Below are 19623 nucleotides of genomic sequence, written 5' to 3'. Positions count from 1 at the left end.
TTCTGCTTCTGCTTCTGCTTCTGCTTCTGCTTCTGCTTCTGCTTCTGCTTCTGCTGCGACAGGCTGCTGATCTTGTTGAGCCTCTTCAAGCGCTTGCTCTGACTCCGCAAGTTCAGATTCAACAGACTTAGGTTCCGTTGATTTAGCGTCTTCAACTTCAGGTGCGACCTGTTCAGCCTCAACTTGTGATTCAACTTCAGTTTGATCTTCAACGTTTTCTACGTTCGCTTCATTCTGAGTTTTTGGGCTTTGTTCTTCTTCACCAAAACCAAGCCACGATAATAATCCGCGCTTCTTTTTTTCCGTCATCAGAGGAGTTTCCTAGATCTACTAATTAGCTGTATTGACTTAATACACGTCGACTCTTTGCTATTGTTATACAATACAAGCTTGTACAAACGAATAGTAAAGAAAAATGACAAAGCAGTGATAAGTTTGCTTTTAGCTTGATACACTTTGTCATTGTAAATTTATTTAATACTCGAACCCACTTAAATTGGGCTCGGTATAGTATCACTTTATTAGCGGTCAAAAAATCTATGGTAAGACGTCGCCAGCAAAACACATCACAAAAAAAGCCATCCGGAGGCTTTGTTCGAATTATTAGTGGCTCATGGAGAGGTAGAAAGCTGCCTGTTCATGATTTAGAAGGATTACGCCCAACCATTGACCGAGTCAAAGAAACGCTCTTTAACTGGGTGGCACAAGATATCCCACATTCGACCTGCTTGGATGTATTCGCCGGTTCTGGTGGTCTAGGTTTTGAAGCCGCTTCTCGCCAAGCAAAAATGGTGACACTGCTCGAAATGAATCAAAAAGCGGCCAAACAGCTTTCTGATAACGCGAAAGAGCTCAAAGCAGACAACATCAATGTGGTCAACACTGATGCTATCTCTTTTCTTAAGAAGCCAGGCACTCCTTACGATATGGTCTTTCTCGATCCTCCATTTCGTAAAGGCTTACTCGCAGAAACAGTACAACTGCTTGAGAGCAACGGTTGGCTTGCAGACAACGCCATCATTTACGTCGAGACAGAGAAAGAACTAAAACTCGAAGCTATGCCAGAAAACTGGGAATTACATCGCGATAAGACCACAGGCCAGTCGAGCTACCGACTGTTCAATCGAATCACTGAAGAATAGGAGTTATTGAATGAAGTTCTTGCTTCCACTAGCAAAAGCAGCCATCGCCTTTGTTTGGTTTATCTTAATCGCCAATATTTTCTACCCATTCCCGGGTAATGCTGCGATTGCGCTTTATATCATGACAGCATTCTTATTCTTCATGCACGGCCTGCAGATGCTGATTTTCATCGGTGCTTTTGGCGATAAGATCGAAATGTCACGTTGGGAGAAGTGGTCAATATTGATTTTCGGCGTCTTTGCCCTACTCGATATCCGACGCAAACACATGATGTAATAAAGCTTAAGCTTAGATATAAAACGCTTAGCGACAGAAAACATCATGACAGAAACAATTGATACAAAAGCGCCGCTCATTTGAGCGGCGTTTTTTTTATTCAGCGATGATACTGATGTTAGCCCATGTAGCCCTTTACGCCATCTAGGAACATTTGCGTCGACAGCATAACCAACAACAAGCCCATCAAGCGTTCGATGGCTTTAAGGCCTCTCTCACCCAACACTCGCAGGAAGAAGCCATTAAACATCAGAATAAAGAAGGTCGCACCCCAAGCCAGCATCACCGCACCTGAAAGCTCTAACATATTGTCAGGGTGCTGGGTCGACAACAGAATCAATGCCGCAATCACTGAAGGGCCAGCAATCATAGGAATCGCCATCGGCACAATAAACGGTTCTTCACCCGCCGCGAGGCCAGTAATACTACCCGCACTTGGGAAAATCATCTTAATCGCGATGATAAAAAGAATAATACCGCCAGAGATACTCAAGGTTTCAGGCTGCACATGCAGGAAGTTCATGATGCTTTGACCAGCAAACAAGAACAGCAGCAGGATAATCAGCGCAAACATTAGTTCACGAACAAGAACAATACGGCGACGCTTCGGATCAATATGCTTAAGGATAGAAAGCACGATTGGTAAGTTGCCAAGCGGATCCATAATAAGAAACAGCATGGTCGCTGCAGATAAAATTTCCATAAGTTTGTCTCGAAAGCGTAAGTGCGCGGAGTATAGCAGCCTCAAGATTGATTTTCGAACACAGTAACAAACTTAGGAATTTACGTTATTGGAAGGGTATTTATGAGAGCCAAACGAGGGAGAAATGGTCGGAGTGGAGCCAAGAATATCGCATCCACTCGCTAATCACAGTTCACTGGCGACAAGAACTGATGGTCATTCAAAATCAGTGATTACAAACACGTTCGCGATTAGTGCAAAGCTTGTCATCAATGATCACGACCTTTTCCATTTTCAGGAAAAATTTCAGCAATCCATCTAAATCCAGACCGTTCAGCTTACACGTATGAAAGCGAGCTTCAGCGCCATAGGTTTGAGCGAGCTCTTGCGTCAACTCTTCACGAGTCAGTGGCTTTTCACTCAGTAGGTTTAAAACGTTGTGTGCGTGGATTTCAGTGGTCATAACTCTATCTCATGTTTAATGAAGTAGACGTAGAGTACCTATTTTCATCTAAGCTGCCTTGATGTAGCTCAGAATTAAGCTAGCTCTACCCTAAATGGTGAGGGAAGCAACGATGAGAGCGTGTGCAAGAAAATAACTGCCCGTTACCCAAAAGTAAGCGCCCTTGATTGGGCTGCGATAGAAATTTAGGGCGTACGCCAATGCGGAAAGCAGCAGCACGCAGCAACCAACAAAACCAACAGCATGTGATAGCTGAGGCTCAAGTAACCAGACTTCACCAGAGGCCCAAGCAAGCTGAATGAGCACAATACCCATGATAACCACTGGAAAAACGAGTTTGTCTAAGCGAGGGAGTAATAGGAAGAAAGCAACGATACATGCAGCTAACAGCAGCGCGAACAACCACCAGACCATTTCTCCTGATAGCTGTAACCAAAATGCTTTGCTGTAACAAAGTTGAGCCAACAGGAAACACACAAAATGCAGAAGACGTTTTTGAGTAACAGTATGAAGCACATCTGCGATCGCGGATATCGCTAACCCAGCGACTACCCAATAGGTAAAATCAACGACAACAGATTGAGTTAGAGCAATAGTCGCCAATAATACAAAGGTAAAGACCTTATACAATAAAGCCTGACCGATATGCCCATGTTTCGTTCCTGTTATTGCTCCAATACCAGACAAGGAAACCGCCAACCAACTCCACATATCATTTGCCCTATTGCTTTTAATCGTCGCCAGTCTAGGCACACGGGTGTTGATGTAAAGCCTCAGCCCTTCAAAATTGGATCTTGATTACGCTTCCACTAAAAAGAGCATCTTTAGATTGAAGTCGTCACAATACCCGCAGCGATAGTGATTATTCCTTTTAAAATATACTCATTGTTCGGAAAACTCATATAAATTGACGCTAGAGAACCCAAACTTAAATTCCAATCACTTCTATCCTACCAACGCCACAATATGTCGCTATATATTGCAAATACCACATAACTAAAAGTTCAAAATAAAATACACAAACACATTAAAAACAAACACTTAAAATCAAAAGGCAGACTTAAATAGAACTTTCCAACACTATACAAACCTAGACTTACAAAGTGCGTAAATTACCTTTATAAAAACCACTTTGTCAGGTTTAGCTAAGCTTCCTGTCAAAAAACCATCACAAAAATCAAAACTAAAACCTATAAAGCTCAATTAAACAAACCTAGACACCACCAAGCCCCATTAATACAGTTTAACAACCTTTAACAATATAAATTACACAAAATGACCATTACAAAACAACAACTTAAAACAAATGAGAACAAAAAAAAATCATAACGAACAAAATAAGAGCTCCCCAAAACACACAGTAAAACATAGCAAAAGTGATAGAAAACCCAATAGTTTTCTATCACTTTTAAAGGCTTCGAAAGTAATTCTTGATCTAAAGCCATAAGTAGTGCTATTCTTTAAAAAATAGCGAGAGACAACCAAATTTAGGAGTAGTGTTATGATTTCATCTTCGCAAAGACAAGGACTTGTAATGATCGCGGTAGTTGTAGGTCTAATGACACTACCGATGATGTACTAAGCAAGTTACAGATAAAAAAAGGGACGCCATTAGCGTCCCTTTTTTTGTTCAATTTTTTCATTTCGAAAACAGATGCAGTGTTAACACATCCCAGTTCGCATAATAGAAACCAGCAGCAGCTAAAGTCATTGCCATCATCAGTAAGATTGCAACTCGCCAAATAAAACGACCACTACGTGGAGTCAACTCCTTCTCACAGTCGTTACACATCATGATGAACTTATGCTGGTCTTCCAACTTAGCCTCATGCTCATTGACTACCTTATTACGACACGTTGCGATATAACGCAGCTTACTCACCGTATCGTGCGGTAGCCTTTCTTCACAGCTTGACACAAGCTCATGCAATCCTTCGCCTTCGGCATGATATTGAAGCCTCAATAATTTCTCTATATTACGAGTTCTTGTCACCACTTTTTCAATATCGGTCATATTAGCCCTCCCACTCCACACTATAATTCTAGTCGAGCATTTCCCTATTCTTATACAAAATCACTGTTATTTACGAGAGAAAGAGACAATAAATAACAATGCTTTATCCCAAACAGGCCTCTAAATGTGATGTCTGCCGAAAAATAATCAGCTTGGCTTACAACAGTTCACGAATAACGGCTTGAAACACATATCCCTATTGCTTGAAAGATTAGAATAACCATCACGACTACATGGAGGTTACATGCCTAATTCACTCTTTTTTGCCATCTTTGCACTCGCCGGTCTAGCGGCTTGGGTATTTCTTGGTTTCTATCGAAAGCACTCACAAAGTGAAAATGCGCCAGAAAAGAAAGTGAACGTCACTGTGTTGGACAAACAATCCATCGACCTTCCTGATGCAGAACCAGGCCAAGAAGATCAAGAGTATTGGATTTACGTTCAACGTGGTGTGGTTGGTCCAAAACGAGAGTTCCAAGTCGGAATCCACTACTTCCACGCTCTGAACCCTGGCGACAAAGGTACCTTAACCTACCAAGGCGATAAGTTCTTACACTTTGCATTGAAGCGCTAAACATTAGGTACTTCAACTGTATCTTCTAAGCAATCCATCAGAAAGCCTTAGCACCCACCGCTAAGGCAATAACCAACGTGTTTTCTCTGACTTAGAGACCAACCAGCTCATCCATAACGCGCCAGCTCCGCTGATCACGATCCATAATGGAATAACCCAAGCAGGGTGTCCTTGGTACCAACCGAACTCTTTCATTGGCCATAAGAAAATCGGGTGCAGCAGATAAATACCTAAGCTGTGTTTACTGATAAAACCAACCACTTGATTGCTCTTCTCAGACAAGCCTTCACCATAGTAACGGCACACCATGAACACCATGCTCGCCGCTAATACGGTGTTCAACGTCTTGTAAGATAACCAACGCCCTACCGCGTACTCTTCTGCGACCAAACTTGCATCAACCACCATATAAACCGTGGTCAGTAACGCTAATCCACCAAGTAACACACTCACGCCGACAGTCATCTTGTTAAGTGGAACCATCTTATACAGCAGGTAACCCAACGGTAAGTACCCGGTGTACAACCACAACTCGTGACTCCAAGGGCCATCGATTTTCAATAAGAACAATAGCGTTGTGAACAACCATACCGCCGTAAAGGCATAGACAGATCTATCACCGTACTTTCTGACCATGATCTGTAAAAAAGGAATCACAAAGTAGAGTGGGATGAAGTAATAGAAGAAACCAAGGTGATAGTACGTGTAGTGGTGATAACTATTGAGCAAAACCTCCCAGCTGACGTCCGCATCAAAACCCATTAGCGACCAACCTGATAGGTAGGTATAGAAAAGCGACCAAACAATGAATGGGATCAGTACCTTACCCAGACGGCGCTTGAGGTAGTATTTAGCGTCAAACGGGCGCTGATCACTCAGCATCAATGCACCAGAAATCAAGATGAACACAGGCACTGCCCATCGGCTGAAACCATTCACCGTAATGGCAGTCAGCCACTCACCGAAAGGAATGGTGCTTAATTCGTTACGATAAGGCGCCAAAACATGAATCGCGATAACAGCTATGGCCGCGACACATCGTGCTAAATCAAAAAAGAGAATTCGCTGCTTCATGTAAATGCCTGATTAATATTCAATCATTCTACTATAGCAATAAAAAAGCTGACCGGAATAAATACCAAGTCAGCTTAGTGTTAAAGAAGATACTAATCGCGAATTTAACTTATTCGACTCTAGGTTATCCGACTTAAGCTTATGCGACTTTCACTCTTACAAATGAGGCTCATGCGGCTGAAGCCTATGCCGCTGAGATTTGCGGCACTTTAGGTAAACGCAGAGAGATCACCGTCGTTATCGCTAAGAATGCGAAGGATACCCACAGACACGCAGACAAACCGGCCATTTGGAATACCAAGCCCGACAATATCGTGCCAATCAAGCGACCCATCGCGTTTGCCATGTAGTAGAAACCGACATCAAGAGACACCCCATCGCCTTTCGCATAACTCACAATCAGGTATGAGTGAAGTGATGAGTTCACCGCAAAGGTGGCACCAAATACCATCAACCCACCGATGATAACTAGCTCTGGTTGCCAGCCAATTTGCACCGCATAGGCAATACCGGCAGTCACAATAGCCAATGCACCCGCCCATAGTAGCGCTGCATGTCCATCAGGCACCTTGCCTTGTGCTTTACCAGTAATCTTAGGTGCAATGCCCTGCACAAAACCGTATGCGATGGTCCAAGCCGCTAAGAAGCCGCCCACCCATGAGTGGTCCCAACCAAACACACTGCCTAGATAAATCGGCAAAGCAATCACAAACCACACATCACGAGCACCAAACAGGAACATACGCGCAGCCGACAAGATATTGATGGATTCAGACTTAGAGAAGATCTGTTTGAACTTAGGCTTAGTTTTCGCTTTGCCCATGTCTGCTTCTAAGCTCACTAAACTGCCAATGAACACCAATGTCAGCACAGCAGCCATCGCGAGCACTGCGTATTGGAAACCAATCGTCGAAAGCAGTAAACCACCGATAAAGAACCCTGCACCTTTCAGTGCATTCTTAGATCCGGTTAGAATCGCAATCCACTTATAAAGCGCACCTTGCTGCTCATCTGGGACTAAGGTTTTAATCGAGCTTTTAGCACTCATCTTATTGAGATCTTTAGCGATACCGGACAAGGCCTGCGCCGCCATTACCCAAGGAATGGTCAACATTACGGTTGGCACCGCGAGCATGCCCAAGGCGACAACTTGCATCCCTAAGCCGATATTCATGGTCTTATTGAGGCCAAGACGCGCCCCTAACCAACCACCGATTAGGTTAGTCACCACACCAAAGAATTCATAAAAAAGGAACAGTGAGGCGATCTCTAACGAACTGTAGCCAAGGTCATAGAAATACAAGACCACCAGCATACGAAGTGCACCATCAGTAATGGTGAAGTTCCAGTAATTGAAGGTCACCAGCATGTATTGGCGAACGCTCTTACTTAGATTTGAAAACATAACACTATCTCTGCAATCTAAACAAAAAGAGCTTTTAGATCATAGGTGTCCAAAAGCTCTAATTCTTACTTTCCACTTAACTTATACTCAAAATAATTGGAGTTGCAGCTAGGCAACAAGCAAGTTCAGCCCTATGAGCATAGGTGTTCTATGTGATTAGGGCGGCCGGTGATCCGGTGAACTTGCGCAGTTAACAACGCTGCAGGTTCAAGTATGAAGAGCTACGCAGAAGCTACGCCATTAATGTATTCAACCTGAATGGCTTTAGTAAATGCGCCCGGACGCAGTGCCTGCACCTCTTGAACAATCTTGTTCATGTCCCAGCTCTTCTCTAACAACAGGTGTGCAGCCAGCAAACCAGTACGGCCAGAACCGCCCATGCAGTGCATTGCTACCTTGCCGCCGTTATCCACAATTTGGTGTAAAACTGGACTAGTCGCCCGCCACTTCGCAGCAAAATCGGTACCCGGTGCACAATCGTCTTCGATTTCTATTTGGAACCATTGCATGCCTAGCGCACGTGTCTTCTCACCAAGTGCCGCTACGTCTTTGCTTGCAAGCTCATGGTCATCAAGTGCTGTCACGATAGCTTCAACGCCTTGTGCTTTCAGTTGCGTTAACGATGCATCTAGGTCAGCGTCTTTAGTGCCTGGGCACGGAGTAAGCACTAACGCACCAGTTTCTAGATCTAGTTGCCATGTTGGGTGTACTTGAGAATTCGTCATCGTCATCAATCTCTTAAAATTCTTTTGTATATAAACCGATACTCAAAATAATTGGAGTTGCAGCTAGGCAACCAGTAAGTTCAGCCCTATGAGCATAGGGGTCTATGTGATTAGGGTGAACTTACGCAGTTAACAACGCTTGCAGCTTCAAGTATGAAGAGTATTAAGCTAGGCCAACTGTACGTACTAGCTCTGCCGTACGTGTTGCGTAGCCCATCTCGTTGTCGTACCAAGCGTAGACCTTAACCATGCGCTTACCGACCAACATCGTTGATAGTGCATCCACGATTGTTGAACGTTGGTCGCCTTTGTAATCGATAGAAACCAGGGGACGCTCTTCAAAGCCAAGAATGCCTTTCAGTTCATTCTCAGACGCTTCTTTCAGCATCGCGTTGACTTCTTCAGCTGTGGTGTCTTGCTTCACTTCGAAGATGATGTCGGTCAGAGAAGCGTTCGCTAGTGGTACACGAACCGCGTGGCCATTAATACGATTTTCAAGCTCCGGGAAAATCTCAACAATCGCTTTTGCACTGCCCGTTGTTGTCGGGATAAGACTCATGCCACATGCACGTGCACGGCGTAAGTCTTTATGGGGCGCATCAAGAATAGTTTGCGTATTGGTGAGATCGTGAATAGTGGTAAAGGCTGCGTTCTCGATGCCTAACTTCTCGTTAATCACCTTCACAACAGGCGCAAGACAGTTAGTCGTACAAGATGCCGCAGTCACAATCTTATGTACCGCTGGATCGAAGATAGCGTCATTCACACCGACAACGATGTTTGCAATGCCTTCTTCTTTCACTGGCGCCGATACCACAACACGCTTCACACCTTGCTCAAGGTATTTGTTTAGGAAAGATGCCTTACGGTGAACACCGGTCGCTTCAAGGACAACATCGCAACCAGACCAATCGATCGCATCGATATCGCGCTCTTGCGTAGTTCTAATGCGTTGACCGTTGATGATCATCTCATCGCCCTCAACCGCGACTTCGTGGTTCCAGCGACCTTGAACCGAATCGAACTCAAGAAGGTGCGCCAGTGTTGCTGTATCGCCTGCTACATCGTTAATTTGAACAAACTCAATTTCCGCCCAATCAAACGCTGCGCGAAGTGCTAGACGGCCGATACGGCCAAAACCATTAATACCTACTTTGACTGTCATACTCTTTTCTCTCAGTTAATTGCCTTCATATTTGAAGCCGCAGTGTTGTTGACTATGCCTAACTGCAATCTCAACGATTTTGGCAATAAATTTAAATGTATTTAAACGCAACATTGAGGGCGTGAAGTCATGGCTTCTAGGCGCTCAATATCCTGTTGGTATTCAGTTTTCAAACAGTTCGATGCGATAAGGTCATCAATTAACTTTAGCATCCAACCCGGTAAATCTTGTGACAGACGGTAGAACACCCACTGCCCTTGGCGAACGTCAGTTAAAATGCCGTTTGAACGCAACTGCGCAAGATGGCGGGAAATCTTTGGCTGACTTTCTTGTAATGCCTGAGTCAACTCACCAACAGATAAGCACTCTTGGCGCACAATCAACATTAAGCAACGCACTCGCGTTTCATCAGACAGTAATTTAAAAAATTGGTGAGGAAGCATAACTACATACTCATATATGGATATGCATATATATTAGTTATAAAAAAACGCACGTCAAGGCGTGCGTTTTCATTGTCATAAAAGTTTAACGAAGAATATCAGAGTTTGTTGGTAACAATATGGCTCCAGCGTCGAGCTTCAGTGAGTTCTGTTTTCACTTGTTCCACGTTCAACCCTAGATCAGCACAGTGATCATCAATCTTTTGCCAATCAGCATGTTCGAAACTTTCTTCAAGCGCTAATAATGCGCCATATGGACCTTCTCTGCGCAGCAAGGCGACCTTAATACTTGTGCATAACGGTAATTGTTCAATTAAGTTCTCTAACGACAGATCGAGCAACGCATCAAGTAATGAGAACAAACCAATCATAAAGGCTTGTTCAGTATGCCCTTTAAATACTTGGTAACGAGACATCCGTTGGCAAAACTGCGCACGCTGCAAAGACAGGCCATACAGCTCTTTGGGCTTTTTATCAGAGACATAAGACGCTACTGCTAGCGAGACAAACATTTTCAATTTCTCTTGCCCTAAATAAACCAAGGCCTGACGAAATGAAGAGATGGTGACCTCAAGGCGGGGTGACATAGTATTCACAAAGCGCAGAAGCTTATAGGATAAGGCAATATCTTTCGCGACGATGCTTTCAACACGTTGGAAGTCGACATCCGGCTTACAGACCTCTTGGAATAGCTCCATCGCTATCACTTGCTCTGGGCTAATATACTTAGTCTTTATGATTTCTGGCTTACTAAAGAAATAGCCTTGGAAAAACTTAAACCCTGCTTCTTTCGCTTGTTGGAACTCTTGTTCCGTTTCAACCCGCTCAGCAAGAAAACTATACTTCTTCCCTTCGTGCTTTTTGACTAACTCACACGCCGCATCCAACCCCATCTGCATGATATCAAGCTTAACAATATGCGTATATTGAAGGAAACGTTCCCACTCAGGTGTCGAAGTAAAGTCATCTAGGGCAATCATATACCCTGCTTGATAAAGCTCTTTGATTACCTCTAATAGCTCATCGGTCGGTTGGCAGGTTTCAAGAATCTCAACTACGACCTTATCTTTCGGTAAGCTCATTGGAAGACGACGAATCAAGCTTTGATACGGAAAATTAATAAAGCAGCGTGAAGATGGGATCGAAGGGTTAAGCCCAACGGACAAGAAGTTTTCAACGATCAGGCGATACGTTGCTCGATTAGACTCAATATGCGCGGGGTAGGCATTCCTATCACCGTCACGAAACAGCAGCTCATAACCAAGCGTGTTCTTGTTACGGTTTAAGATAGGTTGTCGAGCAACGTACGTAGCGGTCATTTATTGATAACTCTAATTGATTTAACTATAACTCTATTACTTTCATTAAGCTTTGGCAGCAGCCAGCAAAGCGCCGCAACCCATGAACATACCACCAAATATTTTATTTATCTTACCCATTATGCGATCTGAGCGAATAAAACGTCCCATTTGTGAAGCTAATGAGGTGTAACCCAACATAACCACGCTATCAATAAATACAGTGGTCACTCCGAGCACCAACAACTGCGGTGCTTGCGGTTGTGTCGGATCGATAAATTGCGGAAACAGAGCAACTAAGAACACGATAGATTTTGGGTTAGTCAAATTGATAAGCACTGCATTTCTGAGCAGCTTGCCACTCGATAGCGTTGATTTTTCTTCTGAAGCTACCAAGCTAGAGTTATCACGCCACTTTTGAATGCCTAACCATAGAAGATAAACCACGCCCACCCATTTGATGATGGTAAATGCCAAGGCGGATTTTGCCACTAGTGCACCAATACCCGCTCCCACCAGCATAATATGAAATGCAAGACCGAGCTGTAAGCCTACGATCGACGCAAGTGACTTCTTGGTGCCATAGCTGAGCCCATTGCTGATTGAGTTAACGGTACCTGAGCCCGGTGCCAAACTAAACAAAATCGCCGTGACGACATAAGCAAGCCAAACATGAGTATCCATTTGCATTTCCTTACTAGTTCTTTAATCTAACAACATTAGTAGCGATGACGCTCTCACATGCATCAGTTCAGGTAATTTCCCATGGAAAACCACAGTGCCACCCTGTTTTCATACACGCAAGAACCTGAGTTCGAGCAAGCGATTAAACACCCGATCTCCACCTTTTGGCAACAACGAAAGGATGGTTATATTACATCATCTGGTAAAAAAAGATTGTACTGGTGTAGCTTAACTTCTCCGACACACACCAAAGCTATTGTTATTTCAAATGGTCGCATCGAGTGCTGCTTAAAATACCAAGAGCTCTTTTATGATTTCTATCAGCAAGGTTATGACGTTTATTCATTTGACCACCAAGGTCAAGGTCAGTCGGAACGTATGGTAACAGACTCTGACATTGGTCACATTCACGAGTTTGATGATTACGTATCAGATATGTCTGACATTATTGCCAGTTTTGATCTTAGCAAGTATTCCAACCGCTACCTGCTCGCACATTCGATGGGCAGCACAATCGCCACTCGCTACTTGCAAACTCATCCCAACCACCCGTTTGACAAAGTCACTCTGTGCGCTCCGATGTTTGGGATCAATACTGAATGGTACTTCAAGCCTATCGCAATGCTTGTTGGGCAAGCTCTCACCGCTTTCTATGCCAAGCCGACTTATGCCCCCGGGCAACAGGCGTATTACTCTAAGCCCTTCGAAAATAACTTATTAAGCCACAGTAAGGTGCGCTATCAGTGGTTCCGTTGCTTATATGACGGTTCCCCTTCTTTGCAGGTTGGCGGACCAAGTACTCGCTGGGTATGGCAAGGGTTAATGGCAGCCAAGCAGGCAATGCAACAAACTCGTCAAATCAAGATCCCACTGCTATTGATTCAGGCAGGGGAAGAGAAGATTGTGAGTAACGATGCTCAAGTGAAGTTCATCAATAAGCTGAAAAAAACCAACTCTGATTGCCAGTTTAAGGTGATTGAGGGTTCTAGGCATGAGGTGCTGTTTGAGCAAGATGAATACCGTAATCATACACTGGATGCTATCAATCAGTTTTTTGCCTAGATCGAATAAGCTAATAAGCTAATAAACTGAGTAACCGACCAAGAAGATAAGCGCTAAAGAGGAAGAGAAGTAAGTGAGCTTTGCCCTCTTTTCTTGCATGAAATTGGCATACAATTTCCACCTAGAGATATTGTGGTTAAAACAATGCTAGCGTTGGCTAGTATTGATATTTGCTAAGCATTTTGCAATGAGGGTTAAATGACTATTCCTGCACTTAAAGATTCCGTGAAAATTGTTGCTTCTGATTTAGATGGTACGCTTTTGGCTCCCAACCATCAGCTAAGCGACTTTACCAAACTAACGCTTAAGAAGTTACACGAGCAAGGTTACACCTTTATCTTCGCTACGGGTCGCCATCACGTCGACGTAGCAGGGATTCGTCAAATCGCAGGGATTCCGGCATACATGATCACGTCAAACGGTGCTCGCGTGCACGACCAGAACGATCAACTGATGTATAGCCAGGACGTGCCTCAGAAATTAGTTCAACCAGTTATTGATATTGTTCGCCAAGATCCAAATATTTTTATTCATATGTATCAGAATGAAGATTGGCTACTCGACCGTGAAGACGAAATGCTCGCTAAGTTCCATAGTGAGTCTGGCTTTAGCTACAAGCGATTTGAAGCTGATAATGCCCCAAGCGACGGCATTGCTAAAGTCTTCTTCACACATCCAGAGCAAGACCACGAATATCTGGTCACGTTTGAGCAAAAGCTAAAAGATGCGTTTGGAGACAAACTGAACATCGCCTTCTCAACACCTTGGTGTTTAGAAGTGATGGCCGCTGAAGTATCTAAAGGCCACGCCTTGGACGCTGTTGCGAAATCAATGAACCTGACACTGGATAACTGTGTTGCCTTTGGTGATGGCATGAATGACGCAGAGATGCTGGCGATGGCGGGTAAAGGTCTAATCATGGGCACATCACATGAAAAGGTGATGAAAGCTCTACCAGACAATGAAGTGATTGGCAGCAACGCAGACGACGCCGTTGCTCACTATCTAGAAAAGCACCTGCTCTAATCTCGTCTCGTCGAAAAGATCTGAATAAATAAAAAGGCAGCCAACTAGCTGCCTTTTTTGAACCTTACGTAAAAAGCTCTCTCTAACGCTATCGAGAACCCTGTATTTCTTTGCTTAATATTGCCTGCCACTCTTGTTCGGTAACCGGCATGATCGATAATCGGTTGCCCCGTTTAACCAGTGGCATTTCTGACAGTTCAGGCATGGCTTTAAGTGTTGCCAAAGGAATCAAGCGTTCAGTCACTCGCACAAACTCAACATCAACCATTATCCATTATCCAGCGCGGATTATCGGGCGAAGACTTAGGGTCGTAGTAATCACTCTCTGGGTCGAACTGAAAGTGGTCTGGGTAGGCTTCTCTGGTTACTTTCGCGATCCCCGCCACGCCAACTTTTTTACATGATGAATGGTATATCATCACCAAGTCTCCAAGCTTGACGTCATCACGCATCATGTTTCGAGCCTGATAGTTGCGTACACCCTCCCAACAAGAGGTTTTTTGTACTCTCAGAGTCTGAATAGAAAAGGTGTCGGGTTCTGTTTTAAATAACCAATATGCCATAATAAATCCAATTAACGGTTGCTCCGAGGAAGATATAACATGAAGGTAATGAAAAACCCAGTGACATGGCTAGTCGCATTCACTCTACAAGGCTGTGTCACAGCGCCAGATGCTCCCCAAAAGCCAGAACTACCACCAGCAACCTTGGATGAGCCACTGAGCATTCAACCGCAAACCTTCATCATGCGTGGTCAGGTTGTGGTTGGCCATGAAAGCCGAACCTTCACCCCTTGCGGTAGCCAACAACAATACTGGTTAGACTTATCTCCAGAGTTAGCGCTAGAAGCACAAGGGCTCTCAACGAGACCTTACCAAGCTTTATATGGCGAGCTGATTGGTCACCTAACCGTACCGAGCCAAACCGGGTATAACGCAGATTTCACGGCACGTTTCGTGGTTGATCAAGTGAATATCCTAACCGCAGAAAACCCTAATCGTTGTGACCAACCACTGCGTTCAACACGAGTATTCGGTAACGAACCCTTTTGGTCAGCAACCTTCGATAAAGACCAGCTCAAATACACCAAGATGGGCGAACAACCACAGCTCCTCGATATTGAATCAAGCCGCACCACACCAAGCAGTCGTGATTACCAATTAGAGGGTAAAGCAGCGCAAGGCAAACTCAACCTTACAAAAGAGAGTTGCAGCGACGGCATGAGCGATTCTATCTATGGATGGCATGCCAAGCTTAACCTCAATGACAGTAACTATAATGGCTGTGCAACGGTCTCAAACCAAGATCCAACATTGGACTGGAGCGGACTCTACTTCGCTAGCTCAACGCAAAACTCAGGGTTCTCTATCAACCTTGAACTCAACGATGACCACAGTGCTATCACGACTTATTCATACAGCAATGGAGACCCTTCTATTGTTGAGCAGGGCTTCTGGCAGCAACTGAACCAAAATCAGGTACAAGTGGTTATGACTCGCCACCAGCAACAGTATTTAATCTCCGAGCGCATCTTCACGCTCGATAACGGCAAGCTGGTCGCTGAAAAAGAGAAAGTGGGCAACGTTGTCTACCCGATTGCCAATGGCGGTCTGGTGCTATTCGAAGCTAAGAGTGCGCAAGCGCAAGCAAATACCACCACTAACGCTGATCTAACCGCAAAACAGGTGAACTCCAGTGATCAACTTGATCCAAAAGTCGACCAAGCGATCCGCAAGTATTTTAAGATCCACAACAGCTCACCTGACGATACCAAGTACCGCTGGTTAACCTACGACCTCAACGGTGACGGCAAGGAAGAGCTGTTTGCCCAACTCGATTGGTGTGGCTCTGGTGGCTGTACACTGCTGATTTTCGAAAACCATCAAGATAACTGGCGCTTCAATAGCCGAGTGACACTGGTTAAGGGCGACATACGCTTAGGTAAATCGCAAAACCACGGCTGGCAGGATCTGATCTTCAATGTCAGTGGCGGCGGTGCAACAGCCGCGAAACACACACTGTCCTACTCTGGTGTCAGCTACCCGCTAAACCCAAGTGTTGCACCCGTTACAGATGATGCTGATATCAGCGATGTGGTTTTGTTTGCTGATGGCATCTCACCCGTACAAAGTGGAGTGAAGCTGTAAACATGAGTAACCAACAAGCTTGCCCCGGTTGTGGCTTCATTCACCAGTGCGTTTGTCATCTAATACCGACGGTTGAAAGCCAAACTGATCTTGTACTATTGACTCATGAGAATGAGCTGTCGCGAGACACCAACACCGGAAAGCTGCTTCAGCAATCTATTGAGCAGTGTCAGTCCTTGGTATGGCAAAGGAAAACACCACCAGCGGAGCTAATGGCACTGCTTGAAGATGAAACACGACAACCGTTTCTGTTATTCCCAAGTGATCAAAGCATCGAGTGTCAGCAAGCTGTGATGACCCAAGCCCAGAATCGTAAACCGCTATTCATCATTTTGGATGGCACATGGCAAGAAGCGAAGAAGATGCTTAACAAGAGCTCGTGGTTACAAGCAGTCCCACAAGTTCATCTCGACATCACCAGCGAATCCTCTTACACCTTGCGCCGCAATCAAGACAGTGGCCATTTGTGTACTTGCGAAGTGGGCATTGAATTGCTCAAATCTTTAGGTGAAAGCGAACCTGCCAAGCTCATTGATGACTACTACCAACAGTATCTAAAAGTATTCCACGCCGACAAATGTGGTCATGCTCTCAAATAGATCAAGCAAGAGCGCGGGAAGACAACAGACACATTTCGGGACGGGACAAATACTGAAAACAAAAGGGTGAGCCATGAGCTCACCCTTTTTACATCGTACTTTAATCTATTGAACCATTTAGTGTTTCACGTGAAACGCACACTCTAGCTGTTCGTTGAAAAGAGATTTTACTCTCCCTATCAGAATAAGCGTTGAGGCTGACCAAAGTAGTAACCTTGCAGGTAATCGACACCCATATCCTCTGCGATTCGACACACCTGCTCGTTATGAACGAACTCTGCCACCGTCTTAGCATTCAAAATCTGACATAAGCTCACTAACTGCTGAGCGATCTTGCGTTGCTTTTTATCTTTATCAATATTGCGAATCAAACTGCCATCAAGCTTGATCACCTGTGGCTCTAGCTTCAATATCTCATCAATATTCGAATAGCCCGAACCAAAGTCATCCACAATAATATTCACACCAAGATCACGGAAGTGATTACACACCTCAATCAAGCGATCGTAATCCTGAATTTGTTCCGTCTCTAACACCTCCAAGCCAATACGTTGTGGGTGACTGATTTTTTTGATGGCCTGCTCAAGGTGAAGAATGGTTTTCTCATTGCTGAAATCTTGTGGCGCTAGATTAATTGAGAACGAATCGGTTCGCTGACTCATAAAATCAAAGGTACGCGTTATCATCTGTCGACTCAGACGTGTATAAAGATGCGTTCCTTCAATGATTGGCAAGAACTTACCCGGTGCAATCAACTGACCGTCCTCTTCAATTCGGACCAAACACTCATAGCTTTCTACCTGATGGCTGTGCGCCGAGACAATAGGTTGGGAGCACACCACAATATTCTGATTAAGCACCGCGCGACTGACACACGACAGCCAGCCAAGCTGCTCTTGGCGATGCTTCTCCAATTGAATGAGCGTCTTGCCGCTCACTAGATGCTTGTTCTGACTCACGGCGCTGCGCCTAGCATCAATCGCCTTCAACAACAAATCATCAATCGAGGTCGTAGGAAAATCTCGACGGCTGGCTATGCCCGCACAGATGGATACCGACAGGTAATCAATATCAGGCAACCCCGTTGGTTCAAAATTCACATGTTCCGTTTGGTCTGCAAATTCAGAAAAACGCTGATGAATATGTTCTTGCCCCACCCAGCTATCAAACACCACCGCCCACTCACCAATACCAATGCTATAGAGCTGACACCCCTCATCAAAGAACTGCCACAGCGCCTTTTGAAAATACTCGCTTAAATCATGCAGAAGCTTGTCACCGACTCGATAGCCATACTTCTCATTGATTTGGCCAAATGTCGTGACTTTCAAAGCCAACAAATGACTATCGGTACTCATTTTTGACAGTTTTTCACGCAGTACGCTTCGGTTAGGTAAACCTGTACGGCGATCAATTCGGTAGCTCGCGGTCAATGCGGTCGCTTGCTGTTGAATCTTACTCGCCATGCTGTTGTTCATGTCATCGACATCAAGCAGAGCATTTCGTATCAATGAAAACAGAGGGGAAATATTGGTCGCGGGTTGTGTCTCTAATGGCAATACCGCCTGGCCTTCACCTTCCCTAAGCGCAAGATAAGTGAGGCTATGATGCAAAATTCGTTGCTGGCCATTATCTTGATAGAGCTCTCCCATGCAGTACACGCCATAGGTGTCCGCTAATGCTTGGAAAACCTCAACCTCTTGGTTGCCATCAATGAAATCAATGCGAGAGGTACAGTTGTAGATAAAAAACTGTTCTGGTTTATGGGAAGCAATCTGTTGAACGCCCAATCGGATTTGCTCTAGGGTCAATGAAGGATGGTCATAACAAAACCGCACCTCATCACCAACTTGAAACGACCCACTGAATTCTATCTCTCCGCCCTCTGTTACCTTGAGCGGTAAGTGAGTGTTCTGGTCTTTGGGTTCACCGACCATCAAGGGGAAGTTATACAGTTGCTCAAAAGGGATTTCGAGACCGTCAGCGAGGTAACGATTATAGACTTCTCGGACAGGTATACCGTCCAATTCAGCTAGCCGATTATCTTGAGCGCCAGTCACTCGGAAGGTACGACCAATGGGGTTCCATTCGCAGTAATACCCCTTAGTAATTGCGAGTTCAACACTGTGCAGTGCTAACATGACATAGGCATTTTCATAGCAAATACCATCGAGCATCACCCATCGTCCATGCTCTGTAATGGTCGATGCACCGCCACAAATAGGTAATGAATATATCGACTGCTCAAACGCTGAAAATAGATCTTGGTTATTTATCTGCAAGCGATCGGCGAAACAGATAATGCTTTGAGTATCAGCATTACATTCAAGCTGCTGCCACATCGCTTGGCTATCCCGTCGAGGCTGCTCGCTATATTCGACAACACCACAAGTGTAAGACGTCGCCTCAAAGCGAGTAACAATAACATAGAGACCTTTATGCAGGATCACACCTTGGCTGATGTAGTGATTAGCGCTACAACCAATCAATTTGGCGTTGGGGAAAGTCGACTGAATTACTTGGCAGGCAGCCAACACCGAATCTTTCTCGAAAGAAGAAAACACCTGAATCAGTAGATTGTCATGTTGATGAAAATCTATCTTTTGCAATTCACGCTGGGTGCACTTAATGTCTTGTATCTGGAAAGAGGTCGATTGCATATTCACATTAATCGTTACGTTAATGATTTGTTATTGTGCTTATTATAGATAAAGCTTGCACGGAATACTTACAATCGTCTTATAAATAATGTGACGCTAGTTAGACATCATTCATTCCACTAAAGAGCCATCATCAGTGCCAGTGAAGCACTTTAAAAGCAAGTAACGTTAAGGTCTGAGGGT

The 19623-nt window shown here is 44.6% G+C and carries 19 protein-coding genes and 2 pseudogenes; 7 read left to right on the top strand and 14 right to left on the bottom strand.

Annotated elements, in window-relative coordinates:
* Positions 1–309: pseudogene (locus AB6C75_RS15260) on the bottom strand (signal recognition particle-docking protein FtsY); the annotation flags it as partial.
* Positions 310–539: 230 nt separating this feature from the next.
* Here AB6C75_RS15260 and rsmD point away from each other — a divergent pair.
* Entirely contained in the window at positions 540–1142 is a 603-nt protein-coding gene (gene rsmD, locus AB6C75_RS15255; protein ID WP_017061036.1) for a 16S rRNA (guanine(966)-N(2))-methyltransferase RsmD, read from the top strand.
* 10 nt (positions 1143–1152) lie between these two features.
* Positions 1153–1419: a DUF1145 domain-containing protein gene (locus AB6C75_RS15250; protein ID WP_009848233.1), complete on the top strand. Its 267-nt coding sequence runs from the start codon at positions 1153–1155 to the stop codon at positions 1417–1419.
* Between the two features lie 118 nt (positions 1420–1537).
* Here the strand turns inward: AB6C75_RS15250 and AB6C75_RS15245 are convergent, their stop codons facing one another.
* The 4 genes from AB6C75_RS15245 to AB6C75_RS15230 form a co-directional block, all read right to left on the bottom strand.
* Positions 1538–2122, bottom strand: coding sequence for a YhgN family NAAT transporter (locus AB6C75_RS15245; RefSeq protein WP_009848232.1), 585 nt, complete (start codon positions 2120–2122; stop codon positions 1538–1540).
* A 205-nt stretch (positions 2123–2327) separates the two neighbouring features.
* Positions 2328–2564, bottom strand: coding sequence for a YecH family metal-binding protein (locus AB6C75_RS15240; protein ID WP_009848231.1), 237 nt, complete (start codon positions 2562–2564; stop codon positions 2328–2330).
* A 90-nt stretch (positions 2565–2654) separates the two neighbouring features.
* Positions 2655–3275: a lysoplasmalogenase gene (locus AB6C75_RS15235; RefSeq protein ID WP_029223157.1), complete on the bottom strand. Its 621-nt coding sequence runs from the start codon at positions 3273–3275 to the stop codon at positions 2655–2657.
* Positions 3276–4203: 928 nt separating this feature from the next.
* The gene (locus tag AB6C75_RS15230) at positions 4204–4578 is read right to left on the bottom strand and encodes a hypothetical protein (RefSeq protein ID WP_009848229.1); all 375 of its coding nucleotides are present in this window, start codon (positions 4576–4578) and stop codon (positions 4204–4206) included.
* Between the two features lie 244 nt (positions 4579–4822).
* Between AB6C75_RS15230 and AB6C75_RS15225 the strand changes: the two genes are divergently transcribed.
* Complete coding sequence (locus AB6C75_RS15225; protein WP_372108088.1) at positions 4823–5152, top strand: DUF2500 domain-containing protein; 330 nt, start codon at positions 4823–4825, stop codon at positions 5150–5152.
* 60 nt (positions 5153–5212) lie between these two features.
* Here AB6C75_RS15225 and AB6C75_RS15220 read toward each other — a convergent pair whose 3' ends face one another.
* The 7 genes from AB6C75_RS15220 to rhtB form a co-directional block, all read right to left on the bottom strand.
* Positions 5213–6226 carry an acyltransferase gene (locus AB6C75_RS15220; protein WP_372108087.1) on the bottom strand — a complete coding sequence of 338 codons (1014 nt, stop codon included), beginning with the start codon at positions 6224–6226 and terminating at the stop codon, positions 5213–5215.
* Positions 6227–6410: 184 nt separating this feature from the next.
* Positions 6411–7631 carry an organoarsenical effux MFS transporter ArsJ gene (gene arsJ, locus AB6C75_RS15215; protein WP_372108086.1) on the bottom strand — a complete coding sequence of 407 codons (1221 nt, stop codon included), beginning with the start codon at positions 7629–7631 and terminating at the stop codon, positions 6411–6413.
* Positions 7632–7852: 221 nt separating this feature from the next.
* Complete coding sequence (locus AB6C75_RS15210) at positions 7853–8362, bottom strand: cyclin-dependent kinase inhibitor 3 family protein (RefSeq protein WP_029224010.1); 510 nt, start codon at positions 8360–8362, stop codon at positions 7853–7855.
* 157 nt (positions 8363–8519) lie between these two features.
* Positions 8520–9521 carry an ArsJ-associated glyceraldehyde-3-phosphate dehydrogenase gene (locus tag AB6C75_RS15205; protein ID WP_372108085.1) on the bottom strand — a complete coding sequence of 334 codons (1002 nt, stop codon included), beginning with the start codon at positions 9519–9521 and terminating at the stop codon, positions 8520–8522.
* Between the two features lie 101 nt (positions 9522–9622).
* Positions 9623–9964: a metalloregulator ArsR/SmtB family transcription factor gene (locus AB6C75_RS15200; protein ID WP_009848223.1), complete on the bottom strand. Its 342-nt coding sequence runs from the start codon at positions 9962–9964 to the stop codon at positions 9623–9625.
* Between the two features lie 98 nt (positions 9965–10062).
* Positions 10063–11283, bottom strand: coding sequence for an EAL and HDOD domain-containing protein (locus AB6C75_RS15195; RefSeq protein ID WP_009848222.1), 1221 nt, complete (start codon positions 11281–11283; stop codon positions 10063–10065).
* 45 nt (positions 11284–11328) lie between these two features.
* Positions 11329–11946 (bottom strand): homoserine/homoserine lactone efflux protein, encoded by a 618-nt coding sequence (rhtB, locus tag AB6C75_RS15190; RefSeq protein ID WP_029223014.1) that lies wholly within the window; start codon positions 11944–11946, stop codon positions 11329–11331.
* Positions 11947–12027: 81 nt separating this feature from the next.
* Between rhtB and AB6C75_RS15185 the strand changes: the two genes are divergently transcribed.
* On the top strand, positions 12028–13008 hold the full coding sequence (locus AB6C75_RS15185; RefSeq protein WP_372108084.1) for an alpha/beta fold hydrolase: 981 nt from the start codon (positions 12028–12030) through the stop codon (positions 13006–13008).
* Between the two features lie 198 nt (positions 13009–13206).
* Entirely contained in the window at positions 13207–14034 is an 828-nt protein-coding gene (locus tag AB6C75_RS15180; protein ID WP_372108083.1) for a Cof-type HAD-IIB family hydrolase, read from the top strand.
* A gap of 88 nt (positions 14035–14122) precedes the next feature.
* Here the strand turns inward: AB6C75_RS15180 and AB6C75_RS15175 are convergent.
* A pseudogene (locus tag AB6C75_RS15175) lies at positions 14123–14597 on the bottom strand (EVE domain-containing protein).
* A gap of 39 nt (positions 14598–14636) precedes the next feature.
* Here AB6C75_RS15175 and AB6C75_RS15170 point away from each other — a divergent pair.
* Together AB6C75_RS15170 and AB6C75_RS15165 are read left to right on the top strand one after the other, a co-directional pair.
* Positions 14637–16181 (top strand): COG3650 family protein, encoded by a 1545-nt coding sequence (locus tag AB6C75_RS15170; RefSeq protein ID WP_372108082.1) that lies wholly within the window; start codon positions 14637–14639, stop codon positions 16179–16181.
* A 2-nt stretch (positions 16182–16183) separates the two neighbouring features.
* Positions 16184–16780, top strand: coding sequence for a tRNA-uridine aminocarboxypropyltransferase (locus AB6C75_RS15165; RefSeq protein ID WP_371728366.1), 597 nt, complete (start codon positions 16184–16186; stop codon positions 16778–16780).
* A gap of 179 nt (positions 16781–16959) precedes the next feature.
* On the opposite strand, the gene AB6C75_RS15160 is transcribed toward AB6C75_RS15165, so the two are convergent.
* Positions 16960–19440 carry an EAL domain-containing protein gene (locus AB6C75_RS15160; protein WP_372108081.1) on the bottom strand — a complete coding sequence of 827 codons (2481 nt, stop codon included), beginning with the start codon at positions 19438–19440 and terminating at the stop codon, positions 16960–16962.
* Between the last annotated feature and the right edge of the window lie 183 nt (positions 19441–19623).

Origin of the sequence: Vibrio sp. 10N.237.312.B06 (assembly GCF_041464685.1) — a bacterium.
GTDB lineage: Bacteria > Pseudomonadota > Gammaproteobacteria > Enterobacterales > Vibrionaceae > Vibrio > Vibrio tasmaniensis_A.
The sequence above is the reverse complement of the archived record's forward strand: the minus strand, read 5'-3'. Positions and strand labels throughout refer to the sequence as shown.